The sequence below is a fragment of the Streptomyces sp. NPDC055189 genome, assembly GCF_053606765.1.
In genome coordinates, this window is the sequence record NZ_JBSGSG010000007.1 from 44,154 (window position 1) to 64,823 (window position 20,670).

Consider the following 20,670-nt stretch of genomic DNA (forward strand, 5'->3'; position numbering starts at 1 on the left):
GACATGTGTGGCATCGCAGGCACCTACCGATGGCCGGACGGGAAGGTCGTGACCGACCGGCTCACCGATGTCCTCGCCCACCGCGGACCGGATGCGGCTGGCCGGTACGGCCACCCCGCCGGTGACGGCGAAGTGCAGCTCGGGCACCGCCGCCTCTCCATCATCGACCTGTCCGAGACAGGCGCCCAGCCGATGGTCTCGGGCGGCCTCGCCCTGACGTACAACGGCGAGCTCTACAACGCGCCCCAGCTGCGCGCCGAGCTGGAGGCGGGCGGGGTGCGCTTCCGCGGCACCTCCGACACCGAGGTGCTCCTTGAGGCGTGGCGGCGCTGGGGCACCGACTGCCTGCCCCGGCTGCGCGGCATGTTCGCGTTCGGCGTCTTCGACGAACGCACCGGTGAACTGGTCCTCGCCCGCGACCAGTTGGGCATCAAGCCGCTGTTCCTCCTGCGGCGCGGCGAGGGTCTGGTGTTCGCCTCCGAGCTCAAGGCGCTCGCCGCCGTGGCCGGCGGATCCCTTCAGGTGGACGACGCGGCGCTGGTCGCCTCGCTGCTCTACTACTGGGTGCCGGACTCGCGGTGCGCGTTCCGCGAGGCGGAGAAGCTGCCGCCGGGCAGCTGGCTCAGGATCCGGCCCGACGGCCGGGTGCAGCGCGGGCAGTTCTGGAACCTGCGCGACGTCGCCGCCGAGGGGCAGGAGCGGGCGCGCAGCGGCGAACTGCCCGATCTGGCCGCCGTCGTCGAGGAGTCGACCCGGCAGCACCTGCTCTCCGACGTCCCCGTGGCGACCTTCCTCTCGGGCGGTCTCGACTCCAGCTACCTGACCGCGCTCGCGGCCCGCGACCGGCCAGGCATCTCCGCCTACACGATCGGGTTCCGCGCCGAGGACGCCAAGTTCGAGGCGATGCCGGACGACCTGCGCTATGCCCGGCAGGTCGCCGAGCAGTTCGGCGTCGACCTGCACGAGATCGAGATCGCCCCGAACGTGCTCGACCTGCTGCCGCAGATGACGCACCACCTGGACGAGCCGATCGGCGACCCCGCCGCGATCAACACCTTCCTGATCTGCTCGGCCGCCCGGGAAGCCGGGGTCAAGGTGATGCTCTCGGGGATGGGCGCCGACGAACTGTTCGCCGGCTACCGCAAGCACCTGGCCAACCTGCTCGCGCTGCGCTACCAGCGCGTCCCGCGGCCCCTGCGGCGCGGCGTTTCCGCGGCCGTGGACCGGCTGCCGGTCGCCACGGCCCGCCGGGGACTGCGTTCGGTGCGCTTCGCCAAGCGGTTCCTCTCCTTCGCCGATCTGCCGGAGGAGACCGCGTTCCGGCGCAGCTACACCATGTACGACCAGGACGAGCTGCTCGCCCTGGTCAATCCGGACCTGGCCGGGGCGGTCGACGACGTACTGACCGAGCACGCGGACGTCTACGAGGACAACGACCTCGACGACTTCGTCAACCGCATGTGCCTGGGCGACGCCCGGATGTTCCTGCCGGGCCTGAACCTCGCCTACACCGACCGCTCCAGCATGGCCGCGTCGACCGAGGTGCGGGTGCCGTACGTGGACGTCGAGGTGGTCAGGGCGGCGTTCGCCCTGCCCGGCAATCGCAAGATCGTCGGACGGCAGAGCAAGGCCGTCCTCAAGGAGGCGGCCACCTCGGTTCTGCCCAGGGAGATCGCCTACCGGCCCAAGGGCCTGTTCAGCGCCCCGCTGCGGGCCTGGATGAGCCGGGATCTGGCACCGCTGGTGCGTGAGGTGATCAACGACGGGGTGCTGGTCAGCTCCGGGATCCTGCGCCGTGACGCGCTGGAGCGGATGGTCGCCGAGGACGCCGCCGGTCAGCGGGACTTCTCCAAGCATCTGTGGCATGTGCTGACCCTCGAGTACTGGTATCGCGACGCGACCTCTGGCTCCGGTCAGAGACAAGCGGCTTGACGGCGTTGGAAGTTGAAACAAGAGGAGCTCGGGTGAAGCAGGTCGTACAGAACTACAAGAGCGGCGAACTGGCGCTGCTCGACGTCCCGGTGCCGGGATGCAAGCCGGGCGGTGTGCTCGTCCGCAGCGCCTACTCGCTGATATCCACCGGAACCGAGCTCATGAAGGTGTCCGAGGCCGGCATGTCGATGGTGGGCAAGGCCCGCTCCCGGCCCGACCAGGTCGCCAAGGTCGCGCAGAGCGTGGCCACCAACGGGCTGCCCGCCACCTACCGCAAGGTGATGGGCAAGCTGGACTCCTACACACCCCTCGGCTATTCGCTGTGCGGAGTGGTGGAGCAGGTCGGCGCCGGGGTCGACGACGTCAAGGTCGGCGACCTCGTGGCCTGCGCCGGCAACGAGCACGCGCTGCACGCCGAGCTCAACTGGGTGCCGAAGAACCTCTACGCCCCGGTGCCCGACGGCCTCGAGCCGCGGCACGCGGCCTTCGGTACCGTCGGGTCCATTGCGATGCAGGGCGTTCGCCAGGGCGAGCCGCAGCTGGGCGAGGTGGCCCTCGTCATCGGCCTCGGCCTGATCGGACAGCTGGTGGTGCAGCTCCTGACCGCCGCGGGTGTCCGCGTCGTCGGGGCCGACCCCGACCCGGCCCGCTGCGAGCTCGCCGAGCGCCTGGGCGCCGCGGCCTGCGGCGATCCCGCCTCCGCGGCCGTGGAAGCCGCCGTCGCCGAACTCACCGGCGGGCACGGCGTGGACCAGACGTACCTGGCCGCGGGCGGCGGCAGCAACCAGCCCGTCGAGCTGGCCGCCCGGCTGAGCAGGGACCGCGGCCGGGTCGTCGACATCGGCAAGTGCCGCCTGGACCTGCCGTGGAACGCCTACTACGAGAAGGAGCTCGACGTCCGCTTCTCGCGCTCCTACGGGCCCGGGCGCTACGACCCGGCGTACGAGATCGAGGGGCGCGACTACCCGATCGGCTACGTGCGCTGGACCGAGCGCCGCAACCTGGCGTGCTTCCTCGACCTCGTCGCCCGCCGCCGCGTCGACGTGGACCCCTTGATCTCCCACGTCGCCGACTTCGATGACGCCGTCGAGACCTACCAGCGCCTGAAGGACGGCGACTTGAAGGCCGTGGCGGTGCTGTTCCGCTACCCCGGACAGACGGCGGAAGCCGAGGCTCCCGCGGTGAACGTGCCTTCGGTGGCCGTGCCCTCGGTCGCCGTAAAGCCGAGGCCGGTCCGGTCCGCCGCATCGCCCGTGCGCCTGGCGTTCGTCGGCGCGGGGAACTACGCCACGTCGATGCTGCTTCCGCACCTGACGGGGCGCGACGGAGTCGAGCTGTCCAAGGTCGTCACCACGACGGCGCTGTCCGCTGCCAACGCGAAGCGGAAGTTCGGCTTCGCCGAGGCGACCACCGATCTCGACGCCGCGTTCGACGACCCGGCCATCGACGCGGTGTTCGTGGTCACCCGGCACAGCTCGCACGCCGAACTGACCCGCAGGGCACTGCTCGCGGGCAAGGCGGTGTTCGTGGAGAAGCCGCTCGCCCTCACCGAGGACGAACTCGCCGGTGTGCTCGCGGCGGTGGAGGAGTCCGGCAACGACCGGCTGCAGGTGGGCTTCAACCGCCGCTTCGCACCGCTGCTGCAGGAGGCCAAGGAGAAGTTCGGCGCCCGGACCGGTCCGGCGAGCCTGCGCTACCTGGTCAACGCGGGCCGGCTCCAGCAAGGCAGCTGGTACCTCCAGCAGGGCTCCGAGGGCTCCCGGTTCGCCGGCGAGGGCGGGCACTTCATCGACACGGCGAGCTGGCTGCTCGGGGCCGACCCGGTCTCGGTGTACGCGACCGCCACGTCCGGCAACGAGGACCTTCAGATCGTCCTCGGCTACCCGGACGGGTCCACGGCCACCATCAGCTATGTCACCACCGGTCCCGGCAGCTTCCCCAAGGAGACCCTGGACCTGATCGCGGACGGCAAGGTGCTGCGGCTCGACGACTTCGTCCGTGCCTCGGTGTTCGCGGACGGGGGAGTCGGCCGCAAGCGCTGGGTCAGCTCGCGGCTGCCCAAGGCCAGGGACAAGGGACAGAACGCCGAACTGGCCTCGTTCGTGCGGGCCGTGCGGTCCGGCGGTCCGATGCCGGTATCGCTGGAGTCCCTCGTCGCCACCACGGCGGCCACCCTCGCCGTGCAGACCGGCCTGGCCGGCGGCGCGCCGGTGGCACTGACGAGGACGCGATGACCACGAGTGCGGGCTGGTACCTGCGGCGCCTTTCCCGGATGCGGCCGCAGGAGGTCGGCGGCCGGGTGGGCGACGCGGTACGCAGGCGGCAGTGGCGGCGCTCGGCGCCGCCGGACTGCCCTGCGGTGACCGGCGCCCGGTTCACCGCGGTACTGCCCGCCGAAGCGATCGGCGCGGTGCCGCCTGACGCCGCGAAGCGTCTGGTGGCCGAGGCGGACCGGCTGATGGAGGGGCACGCCACGTACTTCGGCGTGGACCGCGACGACATGGCGGACCCGGACTGGTGGTACGACCCGAAGACCGGCCGACGGGCTCCGTGGGGCTATGCCTTCGACGTGCCCTATCGCGACGAGGACGCGGTCGGGGACATCAAGCAGATCTGGGAGCCGTCCCGGCACCAGTACCTGACCGTGCTCGCCGCCGCCTACGCGGTCACCGGGGACGAGCGGTACGCCGAGCGCGTGGCCGCGCACCTGCGGTCGTGGTGGGCGGTCAACCCGCCGCTGCGCGCGGTGCACTGGATCAGCGGCATCGAGCTGGGCATCCGGCTGCTCTCCTGGGTGTGGATCCGCCGGCTGCTCGACGGCTGGTCCGGCGCGGCCGGTCTCTTCGAGGACAACCCGGTGGCGCTGAACCAGATCTGGCACCACCAGCGCTGGCTTGCCGCCTTCCCCAGCCGGGGATCCTCGGCGAACAACCACGTCATCGCCGAGGCTGCCGGGCAGTTCGCGGCAGCCTGCGCGTTCGACTGGTTCCCCTCGTCGGAGGGCTGGCGGGACGGCGCGCTGCGCTCCCTCGAGCGGCATCTCGAGGCCAACACCTTCGGCTCGGGACTCAACCGCGAGCTCGCCACCGAGTATCACGGCCTCGTCCTCGAGCTCGGTCTGGCCGCCGTGGCCGAGGCGGATGCCGCCGGTGTGCCGGTCCCCGCGTCGATCCACCGCGTACTGCTGCGGATGACCGACGCGCTCGCGGCCGTCGTGGACAACCGACTGCGGCCACCGCGCCAGGGAGACGCCGACGACGGGCACGGCCTGATCGTGGACGGCGCGGGCACCGGCCGCTGGGGCTCGCTCCTTGCCACCGGGGACGCCGTGTTCGGGCGGCTCTCGTGGTGGCCCGAGGTGACCGGCACCGATGTGCGCACGCCACTCCTTGCCGCGCTGATCCGCCCGTACGCGCACAACGCATCCGGACGCCCCGTGAGCAGGCCGGCCCACTTCGCCGACGCGGGGATGACCATCCTGCGCGGACCGGGAGAGATCTGGTGCCGCTGCGACGGGGGCCCGCACGGCTTCCTGTCCATCGCCGCGCATGCCCACGCCGACGCGCTGTCCGTGGAGGTCCGGCACGACGGCGTCGACGTGCTCGCCGACCCGGGGACGTTCTGCTATCACGGGGAGCCCGAGTGGCGGCAGTACTTCCGCTCGACCCTCGGCCACAACACTCTGCGCCTCGGCGGCGGTGACCAGTCCGTCTCCGGCGGCCCGTTCCTGTGGACCCGGCATGCCCGCAGCCGGGTCCTGGTCGCGGACACGTCCGGAGCTGCTGACGGGGGCACGTCCCGCTGGTGCGCCGAGCACGACGGCTACCAGAGCGCGGACGGCGCTGTGCACCGCCGCCGGGTCGAACTGGCCTCTGCAAGCGGAGAGTTGCGCGTGATCGACGAGGTGCGCGGCCAGGGCCGGGCCGCGCAGCTCGCGTTCCACCTCGGCCCGGCGATCACCGCGGAGCTGACCGGCAACCGCGCGGTGCTGACCTGGACCAGGGACGGCGAGGACCGCTCGGCGGTGCTCGACCTGCCCGGGCAGCTGAACTGGCGCGCGCATCGCGGCGAGAGCAACCCGCCGCTGGGCTGGTACTCCGCCGGCTTCGGGCGCAAGGAACCCGCCACGACACTGATCGGCACCGGTTTCGCCGACGGCACGCAGGGTTTCACGACCGTGCTCAGGTTCCGGGGCTAGGGGGACGGTGGCAATGAAGTGGCGGAACTGGGCGTTACCGGTGGCGGCGGCCGCCGTGCTCGCGGCGACCGGCTGCGACGGCTCGCCGGGCGACCGGGCGGAGCCGACCTCCGCGCCGTCCAAGTCCGGGGCCAGGGCCGCCGTGGCCCGGGTGTGCGCCAAGCCCGCGGCCGGGCCGGCGACAGCGCCGGCGGGCGCGGTGACGGTCGACCCCAAGAAGGTGGGCGACCTGGCCGCCAAGACCAAGAGCAGCCCCGCGAACACCACGTTCTGGCTTCGACCGGGCAAGCACCGGCTCGAACCGGACCGCCACGCCCAGATCATCCCCAAGAAGGGGAACCGCTACCTCGGCGCGCCGGGCGCCGTACTCGACGGCCGGAAGAAGAACCAGTACGCGTTCGGCGGCGACGCCCCTGACGTCACCATCCGCCACCTGACCGTGCAGCGTTTCGTCGCGCCGCACGACCAGGGCGTGGTCAACCACGACTCGGCCGACGGCTGGGTGATCGAGCACGCGAAGATCCAGTACAACTCCGGCGCCGGTCTCATGGCCGGTGCCCGTCAGCAGGTCCGCGCCAACTGCCTGCGCAAGAACGGCCAGTACGGCATGAACGCGTACAAGGGCACGGGCCCGCTGCGCGACCTGGTGGTCAAGGGCAACGAGATCACGGGCAACAACACGGGCGACTGGGAGAAGCGGCGGGAGGGCTGCGGCTGCACCGGGGGCGTCAAGTTCTGGGCCGTCGACGGCGCCGACATCCGCGGCAACTGGGTGCACGACAACCGCGGAACCGGATTGTGGGCGGACACCAACAACAACGACTTCCGGATCGAGGACAACGTACTCGAGGCCAACGACGGTGCCGCACTGATCTATGAGACCAGCTACAACGCGGTCATCCGGAAGAACACGATCCGGCGCAACAACTGGGTCGAGGGCCGCAGGGAGGCCTCCGGCGGCGACAACTTCCCCTTCGCGACCGTCTACCTGTCCGAGTCCGGCGGCGAACCACGGGTCCGGGCCCGCACGGACAAGATCGAGGTCTACCGGAACCTGTTCGAGGACAACTGGTCCGGGATCACCCTGTGGGAGAACGCCGACCGGTTCTGCAACAGCCCCGCCAACACCTCCTCCGGTGACTGCACGTTGCTGGAGAAGAACACCGACCGCTGCGCGCGCCCGCAGATCGCCACCGCGCCGCTCTACACGGACTGCCGGTGGAAGACCCAGCGGGTGGACATCCACACCAACCGGTTCGTGCTGGACAAGTCCGTCCTCAAGTGCACGGAGCGGTGCGACCGCATGGCGGTCCTCGCCAACTACGGCACCTATCCGAAGTGGTCGCCGTACAAGGGCGAGCGGGTGGCCGACGCGATCACCCACAAGCAGAAGAACCGCTGGCACGACAACGTCTACATCGGACCGTGGAAGTTCGTCGCCCACGACCCGAGCCGGGTGCTCGACTTCGGGCAGTGGCAGGGCGCGCCGTACGAGCAGGACGCGAGCAGCACCCTCCGTGTACGGGACGGTGATTGAGATGAGCCAGGACCTGCGACGCGGCGGGCTGCCGGGCGGAGCCGGCACGGCGGGCACTTCGGGTACGGCAGGCACGGCGGGCACACAGCACGGCGCCGGCGCGCGCCCCGGCACGCCCAAGCTCGTCGGGACCGTCTGGGGACTGCTGATCCTCAACACGCTCGGCTCCACGGGGGCGGAGACCGTCATTCCGCTGCCCCGCGGGCTCATCCAGCTGATCACCATGGGCGCGCTGGTCGCCGCGTTCGCGCTGGCGCTCGCGCTCAATCCGCGGCTGCGCATCCACGCCAGCGCCTTCCTGCTGCTGCTCACCCTGCTCCTCGTGCCGAGCGTGCTCTCCAGCCTGCAACTGGCGTCCGGGTTCGGCGCGCTGTTCCGCTGTACCCGCTTCGCTCTCTTCATCGGCACGCTGTGGCTGCTCAGCCGCTGGTGGGACGGCAGCGAGACGTTCGTCCGGCACCACATCCGCATCTACTTCGCGGTCCTCGGGTCGGTCGCCGCCGGCGCGGTCATCTCGCCGGGCGCGGCCATGCCGGACGTCTACGGCGGGCGGCTCGTCGGCGCGCTGTGGCCGCTCACCCCGCCGCAGATCGGACAGTACGCCGCGGTGATCATCGGGCTCACCGTGCTGCTCCTCATGGGGCGCCGGACCGACCGGGTCAGCGCGACGGTCGTCATCGTGCCCTCAGTCGTCCTGCTCGCGCTGACCCATACCCGCACGGCCACGCTCGGCATGCTCATAGGTCTGGCGTTGGCGATCGGCTCGCTCGTCCTGACCAGTGCCGCCGCCCGCCGGTTCTTCACGGGGGCGGTGGTCGTCACCGTGGTGGCCGCGGTGGGGTTCGCCCCCCTGCTACGCGCGTGGTTCCTGCGCGGACAGAGCCAGGAGTACCTCACCAGCCTCACCGGCCGGGCCAAGGTCTGGGACGCCCTCCTCGCGGCACCCCGGTCGACCGTGGAGAAGCTGTTCGGGATGGGCCTGGGCGACAAGTCGTTCGGCGGGCTGCCGATCGACAACAGCTGGCTGGCCGTCTACCACGAGCAGGGCTGGATCGGCGTCACCCTCGTGGCGGCGCTCGTCACCATCCTCGGCGCCGTCGCGCTGCTCCGACCGCCGTCCCTCGCGAGGGCTTGCGCGATCTTCCTGATCAGCTACTGCGCCATCGCGTCGTACACCGAGGCCGGCCTCGGCGACGCCTCGCCCTATCTGCTGCATCTGGCCCTGGCCGCCTCGCTCCTCGCGACCGCTCCCGAGGCCGCCGCGCCCCTCGCGGCGCCCGCGGCCCCACGACGACGTATCCCGCGCTGGGCCCAAGATCGGAGGCGACCGTGAGCATGCACGTCCTCGTGGTGCACAACCGCTATGCCTCGGCGCAGCCGAGCGGCGAGAACAACGTCGTCGACCAGGAGACGGCGCTGCTGCGCGATGCCGGACACCGGGTCGAGGTGTTCGAGCGGCGCAGCGACGACATCGGCGCCATGTCTCTGCCGGTCAAGGCCACGGTGCCGCTGCTCGTGCCGTGGAACCCGAGGGTCCGTTCCGAGCTCGCCGCCCGGCTGCGCGCCTCACGCCCTGACGTGGTGCACGTCCACAACGTCTTCCCGCTCCTGTCGCCCGCGGTCATCGCCGCCTGCGCCGACGCCGGCGTGCCCGTCGTGGCGACGCTGCACAACTACACGCAGGTCTGCCCGCCCGGCACACTGCAGCGGGACGGCCGGCCGTGCACCGAGTGCGTCGGGGGGACGCCGCTGCCCGCCGTCCGGCACGGCTGCTACCGCGGCTCCCGGCTCGCCACGGCGCCGCTCGCGCTCAGCCTGTCGGTCAACCGGCGGCGCTGGTGGACCGGCGTGGAGCGGTTCTTCTGCATAAGCGCCGCGCAGCGCGAGATCCTGGTGCGGGCCGGCATGCCGGCCGAACGCCTGGTGGTGAAGCACAACTTCGTGCCGGACCCGGACGCCCGTCGATCGGGCGCGGGCGACCATCTGCTCTATCTGGGCCGGCTCGCGGAGGCCAAGGGCGTGCGGCTGCTCATGGCCGCGTGGGACGAGATCGCCGCGGCCGGCGGTGTGGGCGTGCCGCTCGTCATCGCCGGCACGGGACCGCTGGAGGACGAGGTGACCGCCTGGGCCGCGGGCCGGGACGACGTACGGTACGTCGGCCTCTACGACCCGGAGCAGTGCCGGCAGGCCATCGCGCGCTCGGTGGCCGTGGTGGCTCCCTCGACGTGGCTCGAGGCGTTCGGCCTGGTGGTCGTCGAGGCGATGGCGGCGGGGGTTCCGACCGTCGCCGCCGGTCACGGCGCCTTCGTCGAACTGGTCGAGGACGGGGTGACCGGGCTGCTGCACCGGCCGGGGGAGCCCGCCTCACTCGCGTCCTGTCTGCGCCGGATCACGACCGATCCGGCGCGGAACCAGGAGATGGGCCGGGCCGGCCGACGCCGATACGAGCAGGGTTTCAGCCCGGCCGTCGGTCTCGGTCGCCTGGTGGAGGGGTATCGCTCCGCGATCGCGGAGCGGTCGGGCGGCGGGGAAACGCCGCCCGCAGGGGATGGAAACACTGGCTCGCGGTGGGGCACCCGCGCGAGCAGAACTGGGGGGAACTAAATGACACGATGCCGACTCTGCGGCTCGGCGGCGCTGGGGAGCGTCGTCGATCTGGGGGCGACTCCGCCGTGCGAGAGCTTTCTCGCCGCTGATCAACTCGACAGGGCCGAACCGGCGTACCCGCTTCATCTGCGGGTCTGCACCGACTGCTGGCTCGCCCAGATCCCGCCGCTGATCAAGCCGGAGGAGACGTTCACGGAGTACGCGTACTTCTCCTCCTTCTCGACGTCCTGGGTGGAGCACGCGCGCACGTTCGTCGCCGACGCGGTGGAGCGGACGGACCTCGGCCCGGACGCCTTCGTGGTCGAGGTCGCGAGCAACGACGGGTACCTGCTCAAGCATGTGGTGGACCGGGGGATCCGCTGCCTGGGCGTCGAGCCTTCGGTGAACGTCGGTGCCGCCGCGCGCGAGGCGGGCGTGCCCACGCTCACGGAGTTCCTGAGCCCGCAGACCGGTGCGGCCGTCCGCGCCGAACACGGCCCGGCCGACCTGGTCGTGGCCAACAACGTGTACGCGCACATCCCCGACGTGGTCGGCTTCACCGAGGGCCTGCGCGCCCTGGTCGCCGACGACGGCTGGGTCTCCATCGAGGTGCAGCACCTGCTGACCCTGATCGAGGAGAACCAGTACGACACGATCTACCACGAGCACTTCCAGTACTACACGGTCGCCTCCGCGATCCGGGCGCTCGCCAGCGGCGGACTCGCGCTCGTGGACGTCGAGTTGCTGCCCACGCACGGCGGCTCCATCCGGCTGTGGGCCCGTCCCGCCGAGGTGGCCGGCGAGCCCTCCCAGCGGGTGGTCGACGTACTCGACAGGGAGAAGGCCGCCGGTCTTCAGGAGCTGTCGGGGTACACCGAGTTCTCCGCCCGGGTGGCCAAGGTGCGCAGGGACCTCCTGAAGTTCCTCATCACGGCGGCCGAGGAGGGCAAGACGGTCGTCGGCTACGGCGCCCCCGGCAAGGGCAACACCCTGCTCAACCACTGCGGCATCCGGCCCGACCTGCTCGCGTACACGGTCGACCGCAACCCCTACAAGCACGGCAGGTTCACGCCGGGCACCCGCATCCCGATCCTGCCGCCCGAGCAGATCAGCATCGACCGGCCGGACTACGTGCTCGTCCTGCCCTGGAACCTGCGGGCCGAGCTGGTCGAGCAGCTGTCCTTCGTGCACGACTGGGGCGGCCGCCTTGTCTTTCCCATCCCGGAACTGAGCATTGTCGAGGGCACGTCTGGAGAGGTCACAGCATGAAGGTCGTACTGTTCTGCGGCGGTTACGGGATGCGGATGCGCAGCGGCGCCGCCGACGACGTGCCCAAGCCGATGGCGATGGTCGGCCCGCGGCCGCTGATCTGGCACGTGATGCGCTACTACGCGCACTTCGGGCACACGGAGTTCATCCTGTGCCTGGGGTACGGGGCGCACCACATCAAGAACTTCTTCCTCAACTACGAGGAGACGACGTCCAACGACTTCGTGCTGCGGGGCGGCAGGACCGAGCTGCTCTCCACCGACATCTCGGACTGGACGATCACATTCGCGCAGACCGGCATCGAGTCACCGATCGGCGAACGCCTTCGCCGGGTGCGCCACCACCTGGACGGCGACGAGATGTTCCTCGCCAACTACGCCGACGTGCTCACCGACGCCCCGCTGCCCGAGATGATCGACCGGTTCGCCGCGCGTGACGCGGGCGCGTCGATGATGGTCGTGCCGCCCCAGTCCTCCTTCCACTGCGTGGAGTTGGGCGAGGACGGCCTGGTCGGGGGCATCACCCCGGTCAGCGAACTGCCGATGTGGGAGAACGGCGGCTACTTCGTGCTGCGCCAGGAGGTCTTCGACCACATACCGGAGAACGGTGACCTGGTCGCCGACGGATGCGGCGGCCTTGCCAAGCAGGGCCGGTTGGTGGCGCACCAGCACCGCGGCTTCTGGAAGCCGACCGACACGGTCAAGGAGCGGGCCGCGCTCGACGAGGCCTACGCACGGGGCGACCGCCCGTGGGCCGTGTGGGAGCGGGACAGCGCGGGGGTGAGCGCGTGATCGGGCTCGGGGCCGGGCCGCTGAGCCGGATCGTCGCGGTGGGCGCGCACTGCGACGACATCGCCATCGGCGCCGGCGGCACACTCCTGTCGATGTGCCTCGCCCATCCGGGCATCCGCGTCGACGCCCTCGTGCTCACCGGCGGTGGCAGCGAGCGCGAGCAGGAGGAGCAGGCCGCGCTCGCCGCCTTCTGCCCGGGCGCCGATCTGCGCCTGACCGTGCTCAAGCTGACGGACGGCCGGCTCCCCGCGCAGTGGGAGGAGGCCAAGGCCGCCGTCGAGGAACTGCGCGAGCGCACCGAGCCGGACCTCGTCCTGGCGCCGCGCACCGATGACGCGCACCAGGACCACCGCGGCCTGGCGCAGCTGATGACCACCGCCTTCCGCGACCACCTCGTACTCGGCTACGAGATCGTCAAATGGGACGGCGACCTCGGCCGCATGCCGGCGTACCAGCCGCTGGCGCCGGCGACCGCCGAACAGAAGGTGCGGCTGCTGCAGGAGCACTACCCCTCGCAGCGGCACCGCCCCTGGTACGACCGCGAGGCCTTCCTCGGCCTCGCACGGATCAGGGGCATCGAATGTCACGCGCGGTACGCCGAGGCGTTCGCCGTCACCAAACTCACGCTCAATCTCGGCACTTTCGACCTGGGGGAATGAACCTTGCGCGTACTGCTCACCGGACACCAGGGCTACTTGGGCACCGTGATGGCCCCGGTACTCACGGCCGCCGGACACGAAGTCGTCGGCCTTGACGCCGGTCTGTTCGCCGACTGTGTCCTGGGTCCGCCGCCCGCTGACCCGCAGGGTCACCGGGTGGACCTGCGCGACCTCACCGCCGAACACGTGGCCGGGGTGGACGCCGTGATCCACCTGGCCGCGCTGTCCAACGATCCGCTCGGCTCCCTCGCACCGGAGCTCACCTACGACATCAATCACCACGCGTCCGTACGGCTCGCCCGGCTGGCCCGCGAGGCCGGAGTGCGGCGCTTCCTGTACGCCTCCACCTGCTCGGTCTACGGCGCCGCGGGCGGCAGCGACCTGGTGGGCGAGGACGCCCCGCTGCGCCCGGTGACGCCGTACGCGGAGTCCAAGGTGCGCGTCGAGGACGACCTGCACGCCCTCGCCGACGGCGACTTCAGCCCGGTGTACATGCGCAACGCCACCGCCTTCGGCTACTCGCCCCGGCTGCGCGCCGACATCGTCCTGAACAACCTGGTGGGCCACGCGCTCCTGTCCGGCGAGGTATTGGTGCTCTCCGACGGCACGCCCTGGCGTCCGCTGGTGCACGCCGCCGACATCGCACGGGCCTTCACGGCGGCGCTCGACGCGCCGCGCGAGGCGGTGCACGACCGGGCCTTCAACATCGGCAGCGAGACCAACAACGTCACGGTCGCCGAGATCGCCGAGCAGGTCGCCGACGCGGTGTCCGGCGCGAAGGTGCGGATCACCGGGGAGAACGGCGCCGACCCGCGCTCCTACCGGGTGGACTTCTCCCGGTTCCGCGCCGCGATTCCCGGCTTCGACTGCGAGTGGACGGTAAAGCAGGGCGCGCTCGAACTGGCCGACGCCTACCGCAAGTTCGGGCTGACCCGGGAGGACTTCGAGCAGCGCTTCACCCGTCTCGCCGTGCTGCGCGCGGCGTCCGAGGCCGGCACCGTCGACGACACCCTGCGGCGGCGCGGATGACCATACAGATCGACGCAAGCGCCGGTGAACAGATGCATGCGCTGGTGGAGCGGCTCTATCCGCTCTGCCGGAGCATCACCGGCGACGGCGTACGCGCCACCCTGGACATCGTCGGCGAGTACATCCCGCTGCAGGTGCACGAGGTGCCGACCGGGACGCAGGTGCTCGACTGGACGGTGCCGCAGGAGTGGAACATCCGGGACGCCTACGTCGCCGACAGCGCGGGCAACCGGGTCGTCGACTTCGCCGCGTCCAGCCTGCACGTGCTCGGCTACAGCGTGCCGGTGGCGCGGACCATGCCGCTTGCCGAACTCCGCGAGCATCTGCACACCCTGCCGGACGACCCGACCCGGGTGCCGTACCGCACCAGCTACTACAAACCGGAGTGGGGATTCTGCCTGGCCCAGGAGACCCTGGACGCGCTGCCGGACGGCGAGTACGAGGTGTGCGTCGACTCCACCCTTGAAGACGGCCACCTCACCTACGCCGAGCACGTGGTCCCCGGCCAGGTGCCCGACGAAGTGATCGTCTCCTGCCACGTCTGCCACCCGTCGCTGGCCAACGACAACCTGGCCGGGATCGCCGTGGCGACGTTCCTGGCCATGGCCCTCGCGGAGACGAACCCGTACTACACCTATCGGTTCGTCTACGCGCCCGGCACCGTCGGGGCGATCACCTGGCTGGCCCGCAACAAGGAGCGGATCGAACAGGTCAAGCACGGCCTCGTGCTCGCCTGCGCCGGTGACTCGGGCCAACTGACGTACAAGCAGAGCAGACGCGGCGACGCGGAGATCGACCACGTGCTGCGGCATGTGCTCAAGGTCTCCGAACGCCCGCACGGAGTAAGGGAGTTCACTCCGTACGGATACGACGAGCGGCAGTACTGCTCACCCGGGTTCAACCTCGGCGTGGGCTCGCTCAGCAGGACCCCGTACTCGGAGTACCCGGAGTATCACACCTCGGGCGACAACCCGGACTTCGTGTTCCCGGCGGCGATGGCGGACACGCTCGCGGTCTGCCGCGAGGCGTTCGCCGTCCTCGACCGCAACCGGCGCTATCTGAATCTCAGCCCCTACGGCGAACCGCAGTTGGGACGGCGCGGGTTGTACGACGCGCTCGGCGGCCGCAGTGACACCAAGGAGGCCCAGATGGCCATGCTCTGGGTGCTCAACCTCTCCGACGGCGAGCACAGTCTGCTCGACGTCGCCGAGCGGTCCGGGCTGCCGTTCGACACCGTCGCCGGCGCGGCCGACGCCCTGCACGCCGCCGGACTGATCAAAGCGTGACGCCGAAGACCACCGGGGAGGAGCCGATGACCACCGGGGAGGAGCAGACGGCCCGGCCCACCGCCAGACGGGCCATCCTCGGACGGCTGTCCTGGGGCCTCGCCGACCAGGCGGCCTCCAGTCTGTCCAACTTCGCGGTGGGGATCTACGTCGCGCGCTCCCTCGGGCTGACCGCGTTCGGCGTGTTCAGCCTGGCCTGGGTGACCTACGGAGTAGTTCTCAGCGTCTCCCGCGGCCTGGCCACCGACCCGCTCGTGGTGCGCTTCAGCGGCGTGTCCGACGCGTCGTGGCGCGGGGCGGTGGCCCGGTCGTCGGGTACCGCCCTCGGCGTCGGTGCCGTCATCGGCGCGGGGTGTCTGGTGGTCGGCCTCGCGCTCGGCGGCCAGGTGGGGCCAGCGTTCGCCGGGCTCGGCCTGATGCTGCCGGGGCTGCTGTTGCAGGACGCCTGGCGGTACTCGTTCTTCGCCGCGGGCAACGGCAAGAAGGCGTTCGTGAACGACGTCGTGTGGGGCGTCGCGCTCGTGCCGGCGATGGTGGTGGCGGCCCGCGTGGGCAGCGTGACCGCCTTCGTGCTCGCCTGGGGCGCGTCCGCCACGGTGGCCGCGGTGTACGGCTGTTTCCAGTCCGGCATCCGGCCCCGGCTCACCGGAGGCCGCGAGTGGCTGCACGACCACCGTGACCTCAGCTACCGGTACCTGATCGAGAACGTCGGCGTCAGCGGCGCGAGCCAGCTTCGGGCCTACGGGCTCGGCGCGATCGTCGGGGTCAGCGCGGTGGGCGTGATCCGGGGCGCCGAGCTGCTGCTCGGCCCGTTCCTCGCCGTACTGATGGGGCTGACGCTGGTCACCGTCGCGGAAGCGGCCCGGATGCTGCGCCAGGCCCCGGAACGGCTCGGCCGGTTCTGCCTCTTCCTCGGCGCCGGGCAGGCCGTCGGGGCGCTCTCGTGGGGCGCGGTCCTGCTGCTGATGCCGGACCGGCTCGGCGAGCTCATCCTCGGCGACGTCTGGAGCTCCTCCTCGGCGATCATCGTGCCGGTCACGCTCGGCGTAGCGGGCGCCGGTATCGGCACCGGCGCGGCGGCCGGTCTTCGCGCGCTCGCCGCGGCCCGGCGCAGCCTGCGCTGCCAGCTGTTCGCCTCCACCTGCTACGTCGGCGGCGGACTCGGCGGGGCGCTCGTGGCCGGCACGGCCGGCTCGGCCTGGGGCGTCGCCGCCGCGTCCCTCTGCAGCTCCGCCGTGTGGTGGCTGCAACTGCGGTCCGCTCTGCGCGAGCGCCGCCAGAACCCCATTCCCGAAGTGAGGACGCAATGACCGCCCATCCCCGGTTGAGCATCGGCCTGCCCGTCTACAACGGCGAGGAGTACCTTGCCGAGTCGCTCGACGCGCTGCTCGGCCAGACCTACGAGGATTTCGAGCTGGTCATCACCGACAACGCCTCGACCGACAAGACCCAGGACATCTGCCGCCAGTACGCCGCGCGGGACTCGCGCATCCGCTACATCCGGCTGCTCCGCAACATCGGCGCCGCGCCGAACCACAACTATGTGTTCACCCAGTGCCACGGCGAGCTGTTCAAGTGGGCGTCGCACGACGACCTGTACGCACGGGATCTGCTGCGGCGCTGCGTGGAGGCGCTCGACGAGCACCCCGAGGTGATCCTCGCCCACGCCGACCAGGCGGTCATCGACGGCGACGGCAAGGTGACGGTCCCCTACGAGTACACGCTGGCCACCGACTCGCCGCGCGCGCCGGAGCGCTTCCGCAGCATGCTCTTCGAGCCGGGCGGCGACGACTTCTACGGGGTGATGCGGGCCGACGTGCTGCGCCGGGTGAAGCCGCACGACAGCTACCACCACGCGGACCGCACGTTCGTCGCCGAAATCGCCCTGCACGGGCCCTTCCACCAGGTGCCGGAGCTGCTGTACTTCCGCCGCGACCACCCCACCCGCGCGGAGCGGGCGAACCCCTCCAAGCGCTCCCGGTGCGTCAACCTGGACCCGCGCCGGGCAGGCCCGCTGCACCCGACGCCCCGGCTGCTGGCCGAGTACGTCTGGGGTTTCGTCGCGGCGGTCCGGCGGGCCCCGCTGTCCGCGGCCGACCGGCGTGCCTGCTACGGCCACCTGGCGGCCTGGATGACCAGCCGGACCCGGCCGGGGGCGGGCGAGCGGGTCGAGGACCGTGCCCCGGTCGACCCGGCCCTGTTCACCGTCTCCGTCGACGACCTCGTCGCGGGCCGTGAAGGGAGGCAGGCATGACGTCCGGCAACGAAACCCCGGTGCGTGTCGGGGTGTTCGGTCTGCTCGGCTCCGGCAACGTCGGCAACAACGGATCGCTGGAGGCCGTGCTCGGGTACCTCCGCGCCGAGCACCCGAAGGCGGTCGTGGACGCGCTGTGCGGCGGACCCGAGGACGTCACGACCCGCTACCGGATTCCCGCGACGCGGCTGAACTGGAACCGCGGGGAGTACCGCACCGCGTCACGTGCGAGCGCGATCGCGACCAAGGGTGTGGGCAAACTCGTCGACGTCGTCCGCACCGCCGCCTGGGTACGCCGCCACGACGTGGTGATCGTGCCGGGCACGGGTGTCCTGGAGACCACGCTGCCGCTGCGGCCGTGGGGCTTCCCCTATTCACTGTTCCTGCTCTGCGCGACCGGCCGCCTTTTCGGCAGCCGGGTCGCGCTGGTCAGCGTCGGCGCCGGAAAGATCGGCAACCGGCCGACCCGGACCCTGGTGCGCTGGTCGGCGCGGCTTGCCGCCTACCGCTCGTACCGCGACGACCAGTCCCGCGACGCGATGCGGGCGATGAAGGTGGACACCAAGCGCGACAAGGTCTACGAAGACCTGGTGTTCGCCCTGCCGACGCCGTCGGCGCACACGCCCTCGGGGCCGCCGGGCCCGGTCTGCGTCGGCGTCATGGACTTCCACGGCAGCAACGACGAGCGCGCCCGGGCCGTCGAGATCAACCGGCGCTACCTCGACGGGACGGCCGCGTTCGTGCGCGCGCTGGTCGAGGACGGCAGGCCGGTCCGCCTCGTCACCGGCGACGAACTCGACCTGCCGGTGGCGGAGGCGATCCTCGACGCGGTGGACTCGCCGCTGGTCACGGTGGCCGAGACGGCCTCGCTGGACGACCTCATGAAGGAGATGGCGGCCGCCGACACCGTGGTGGCGACCCGCTACCACAACCTGATCTGCTCGCTGAAGGTCGGCACACCCACGCTCGCCGTCAGTTACTCGGCGAAGAGCGACGTGCTCATGGACCGCATGGGTCTCGGCGAGTACTGCCACCCGGCCCGCGAACTGGACGCCGGGCGGCTGCTCGAACAGTTCCGGGCACTGGAGCAGAGCTCGGCCGAGGTGCGCGAGACCCTCACCGAGCAGAACCTGCGCGCCGCCCGGCGTATCGAGGACCAGTTCACCGCCCTGACCGTGGCCCTGTTCCCGGCGACCGACCACACCCTGCGGGAGGCCAAGTGAAGGTGACCGAAGTCCCGGCGATCGCCGGGGCGTACCTGTTCGAGCCGACGCCGCACGCCGACGAACGCGGCTTCTTCTGCCGCACCTTCGACACCGACGTGATCCGCTCGGTCGGCCTCGACCCGCACGCCTTCATCCAGGACAGCGTGTCCCGCTCGGTCCAGGGGGTGGTGCGCGCGATGCACCTGCGCTCCGGGGCCGGCGAGGCCAAGCTCGTGCGGTGCTCGTACGGGAAGATCTTCGACGTCGTCGTGGACCTGCGCCCGGACTCGCCGACCTATCTGGGCCGGGCCTTCTTCGAGCTGTCCGGCGACACCCAGGTGACCCTGTACATCCCCGCGGGGTGCGCGCACGGGTTCCAGGCGCTGACCGAGACCGCCGACACCTCGTACAAGATCGACTGTCCGCACGATCCGGCCGAGGACGTGACGATCGCCCACGACGACCCGGAGCTCGCCATTCCGTGGCCGCTGCCGGTCACCTTGATGTCCGAGCGGGACCGGGAGGCGCCGAGCCTTGCCGAGGCCCTGAAGCAGGCCGAGGCTCTGAAGCAGAAGGAAGGGTGAAGTGGCCGTGGACACCGAAGAGTTCCAGCTCCCCAAGTCGCGACTGGCGAACGAGCGGCTGCACGCGCTGATTCCCGGCGGCGCGCACACCTACGCCAAGGGCGACGACCAGTACCCCGAGGACCTGGCCCCGGTCATCAGCCACGGCCGGGGCGCCCACGTATGGGACGTCGACGGCAACCGCTACATCGAGTACGGCTCAGGACTGCGGTCGGTCAGCCTCGGCCACGCTCACCCGCGCGTGCTTGAGGCGGTGCGGCGGGAACTGGACCGCGGCAGCAACTTCGTCCGGCCGTCCGTCGTGGAGGTCGAGGCCGCCGAACGCTTCCTGGCCACCGTGCCGACCGCCGAGATGGTGAAGTTCGCGAAGAACGGTTCCGACGCCACCACCGGCGCGGTACGCCTCGCCCGCGCCGTCACCGGGCGCCCGCGGGTGGCCATCTGCGGGGACCATCCGTTCTTCTCCGTCGACGACTGGTTCATCGGCACCACGCCGATGCCGGCCGGTATCCCGGCGGCGACCACCGACCTCACCGTCACATTTCCGTACGGGGACCTGGCCGCCACGGAGGAACTCCTCACCCGGTACCGGGACGAGGTCGCCTGCCTGATCCTCGAACCGGCCACCACCCACACCGAGCCGCCGCCCGGCTACCTCGCGGGGCTGCGCGAACTTGCCGACCGGCACGGCTGCGTACTGATCTTCGACGAGATGATCACCGGCTTCCGCTGGTCCGAGGCGGGCGCCCAGGGCCTGTACGGCGTCACCCCCGACCTCTCCACGTTCGGCAAGGCACTGGGCAACGGCTTCGCCGTCTCCGCACTCGCCGGGCGCCGCGACCTGATGGAGCGGGGCGGGCTTCGCCACCCCGGCGAGCGGGTGTTCCTGCTGTCCACCACGCACGGTGCGGAAACGCACTCCCTGGCAGCGGCGATGGCCGTGCTCACCACCTACGCCGAGGAGGGCGTCACCGCGCGCCTGCACGCCCTCGGCGAGCGGTTGGCCGCCGGTGTGCGCGAGGTCGCGGCCAGCATGGGCGTCGGGGAGCACGTCGTGGTCCGGGGCCGGGCCAGCAACCTGGTCTTCGCCACCCTCGACGAGTACGGGCAGCCGTCGCAGCAGTACCGCACGCTGTTCCTGCGCCAGCTGCTCGCGGGCGGGGTGCTCGCCCCGTCGTTCGTGGTGAGCAGCGCGCTCGACGACGCCGACATCGAGCGCACCGTGGACGTGGTGGGCCAGGCATGTGCGGTGTACCGCAAGGCACTTGACGCCGGTGACCCCACTCCCTGGCTGGCGGGCCGACCGGTGAAGCCGGTCTTCCGGCCCTTCGCGTGACGTG

16 protein-coding genes are annotated in these 20,670 nt (G+C 71.3%); all 16 read left to right on the top strand.

Annotated features, from left to right (window positions below; all coding sequences use genetic code 11):
* Positions 1-3: 3 nt before the first annotated feature.
* From asnB to ACWFR3_RS07570, 16 genes are read left to right on the top strand one after another with little or no spacing between them, the layout of a single operon-like run.
* Entirely contained in the window at positions 4-1,932 is a 1,929-nt protein-coding gene (gene asnB, locus ACWFR3_RS07495; protein WP_453733613.1) for an asparagine synthase (glutamine-hydrolyzing), read from the top strand.
* Between the two features lie 32 nt (positions 1,933-1,964).
* A complete protein-coding gene (locus ACWFR3_RS07500) occupies positions 1,965-4,166 on the top strand; it encodes a bi-domain-containing oxidoreductase (RefSeq protein ID WP_453733614.1) in 2,202 nt (733 codons plus the stop codon).
* Positions 4,163-6,130, top strand: a complete 1,968-nt coding sequence (locus ACWFR3_RS07505) for an alginate lyase family protein (protein ID WP_453733615.1) — start codon at positions 4,163-4,165, stop codon at positions 6,128-6,130. Before ACWFR3_RS07500 ends, ACWFR3_RS07505 begins: the two co-directional genes overlap by 4 nt.
* A gap of 13 nt (positions 6,131-6,143) precedes the next feature.
* Positions 6,144-7,667, top strand: a complete 1,524-nt coding sequence (locus tag ACWFR3_RS07510) for a right-handed parallel beta-helix repeat-containing protein (RefSeq protein ID WP_453733616.1) — start codon at positions 6,144-6,146, stop codon at positions 7,665-7,667.
* Position 7,668: 1 nt separating this feature from the next.
* The gene (locus ACWFR3_RS07515; RefSeq protein WP_453733617.1) at positions 7,669-9,000 is read left to right on the top strand and encodes an O-antigen ligase domain-containing protein; all 1,332 of its coding nucleotides are present in this window, start codon (positions 7,669-7,671) and stop codon (positions 8,998-9,000) included.
* A 2-nt stretch (positions 9,001-9,002) separates the two neighbouring features.
* Complete coding sequence (locus ACWFR3_RS07520) at positions 9,003-10,271, top strand: glycosyltransferase family 4 protein (RefSeq protein WP_453733724.1); 1,269 nt, start codon at positions 9,003-9,005, stop codon at positions 10,269-10,271.
* The gene (locus ACWFR3_RS07525; RefSeq protein WP_453733618.1) at positions 10,272-11,522 is read left to right on the top strand and encodes a class I SAM-dependent methyltransferase; all 1,251 of its coding nucleotides are present in this window, start codon (positions 10,272-10,274) and stop codon (positions 11,520-11,522) included.
* The gene (locus tag ACWFR3_RS07530; RefSeq protein WP_453733619.1) at positions 11,519-12,313 is read left to right on the top strand and encodes a glucose-1-phosphate cytidylyltransferase; all 795 of its coding nucleotides are present in this window, start codon (positions 11,519-11,521) and stop codon (positions 12,311-12,313) included. Before ACWFR3_RS07525 ends, ACWFR3_RS07530 begins: the two co-directional genes overlap by 4 nt.
* Positions 12,310-12,972 (top strand): PIG-L deacetylase family protein, encoded by a 663-nt coding sequence (locus tag ACWFR3_RS07535; protein ID WP_453733620.1) that lies wholly within the window; start codon positions 12,310-12,312, stop codon positions 12,970-12,972. Before ACWFR3_RS07530 ends, ACWFR3_RS07535 begins: the two co-directional genes overlap by 4 nt.
* Before the next feature lie 3 nt (positions 12,973-12,975).
* Positions 12,976-14,001 (top strand): NAD-dependent epimerase/dehydratase family protein, encoded by a 1,026-nt coding sequence (locus ACWFR3_RS07540; protein WP_453733621.1) that lies wholly within the window; start codon positions 12,976-12,978, stop codon positions 13,999-14,001.
* Positions 13,998-15,287 carry a DUF4910 domain-containing protein gene (locus tag ACWFR3_RS07545; protein WP_453733622.1) on the top strand — a complete coding sequence of 430 codons (1,290 nt, stop codon included), beginning with the start codon at positions 13,998-14,000 and terminating at the stop codon, positions 15,285-15,287. Before ACWFR3_RS07540 ends, ACWFR3_RS07545 begins: the two co-directional genes overlap by 4 nt.
* 26 nt (positions 15,288-15,313) lie before the next feature.
* Positions 15,314-16,597, top strand: coding sequence for a hypothetical protein (locus ACWFR3_RS07550; protein WP_453733725.1), 1,284 nt, complete (start codon positions 15,314-15,316; stop codon positions 16,595-16,597).
* Positions 16,594-17,541: a glycosyltransferase family 2 protein gene (locus ACWFR3_RS07555; RefSeq protein ID WP_453733623.1), complete on the top strand. Its 948-nt coding sequence runs from the start codon at positions 16,594-16,596 to the stop codon at positions 17,539-17,541. Before ACWFR3_RS07550 ends, ACWFR3_RS07555 begins: the two co-directional genes overlap by 4 nt.
* Complete coding sequence (locus ACWFR3_RS07560) at positions 17,538-18,764, top strand: polysaccharide pyruvyl transferase family protein (protein ID WP_453733624.1); 1,227 nt, start codon at positions 17,538-17,540, stop codon at positions 18,762-18,764. Before ACWFR3_RS07555 ends, ACWFR3_RS07560 begins: the two co-directional genes overlap by 4 nt.
* Positions 18,761-19,330, top strand: coding sequence for a dTDP-4-dehydrorhamnose 3,5-epimerase family protein (locus ACWFR3_RS07565; protein ID WP_453733625.1), 570 nt, complete (start codon positions 18,761-18,763; stop codon positions 19,328-19,330). Before ACWFR3_RS07560 ends, ACWFR3_RS07565 begins: the two co-directional genes overlap by 4 nt.
* Before the next feature lie 7 nt (positions 19,331-19,337).
* The gene (locus ACWFR3_RS07570; protein ID WP_453733726.1) at positions 19,338-20,666 is read left to right on the top strand and encodes a glutamate-1-semialdehyde 2,1-aminomutase; all 1,329 of its coding nucleotides are present in this window, start codon (positions 19,338-19,340) and stop codon (positions 20,664-20,666) included.
* Positions 20,667-20,670 lie beyond the last annotated feature (4 nt).

Bases quoted from the DNA above. Each gene is read 5' to 3' on its own strand.
- ACWFR3_RS07555 (WP_453733623.1), top strand. From the start codon at position 16,594: ATGACCGCCCATCCCCGGTTGAGCATCGGCCTGCCCGTCTACAACGGC.
- asnB (WP_453733613.1), top strand. From the start codon at position 4: ATGTGTGGCATCGCAGGCACCTACCGATGGCCGGACGGGAAGGTCGTG.
- ACWFR3_RS07515 (WP_453733617.1), top strand. From the start codon at position 7,669: ATGAGCCAGGACCTGCGACGCGGCGGGCTGCCGGGCGGAGCCGGCACG.
- ACWFR3_RS07560 (WP_453733624.1), top strand. From the start codon at position 17,538: ATGACGTCCGGCAACGAAACCCCGGTGCGTGTCGGGGTGTTCGGTCTG.
- ACWFR3_RS07530 (WP_453733619.1), top strand. From the start codon at position 11,519: ATGAAGGTCGTACTGTTCTGCGGCGGTTACGGGATGCGGATGCGCAGC.
- ACWFR3_RS07550 (WP_453733725.1), top strand. From the start codon at position 15,314: ATGACCACCGGGGAGGAGCAGACGGCCCGGCCCACCGCCAGACGGGCC.
- ACWFR3_RS07545 (WP_453733622.1), top strand. From the start codon at position 13,998: ATGACCATACAGATCGACGCAAGCGCCGGTGAACAGATGCATGCGCTG.
- ACWFR3_RS07505 (WP_453733615.1), top strand. From the start codon at position 4,163: ATGACCACGAGTGCGGGCTGGTACCTGCGGCGCCTTTCCCGGATGCGG.
- ACWFR3_RS07520 (WP_453733724.1), top strand. From the start codon at position 9,003: ATGCACGTCCTCGTGGTGCACAACCGCTATGCCTCGGCGCAGCCGAGC.
- ACWFR3_RS07510 (WP_453733616.1), top strand. From the start codon at position 6,144: ATGAAGTGGCGGAACTGGGCGTTACCGGTGGCGGCGGCCGCCGTGCTC.
- ACWFR3_RS07525 (WP_453733618.1), top strand. From the start codon at position 10,272: ATGACACGATGCCGACTCTGCGGCTCGGCGGCGCTGGGGAGCGTCGTC.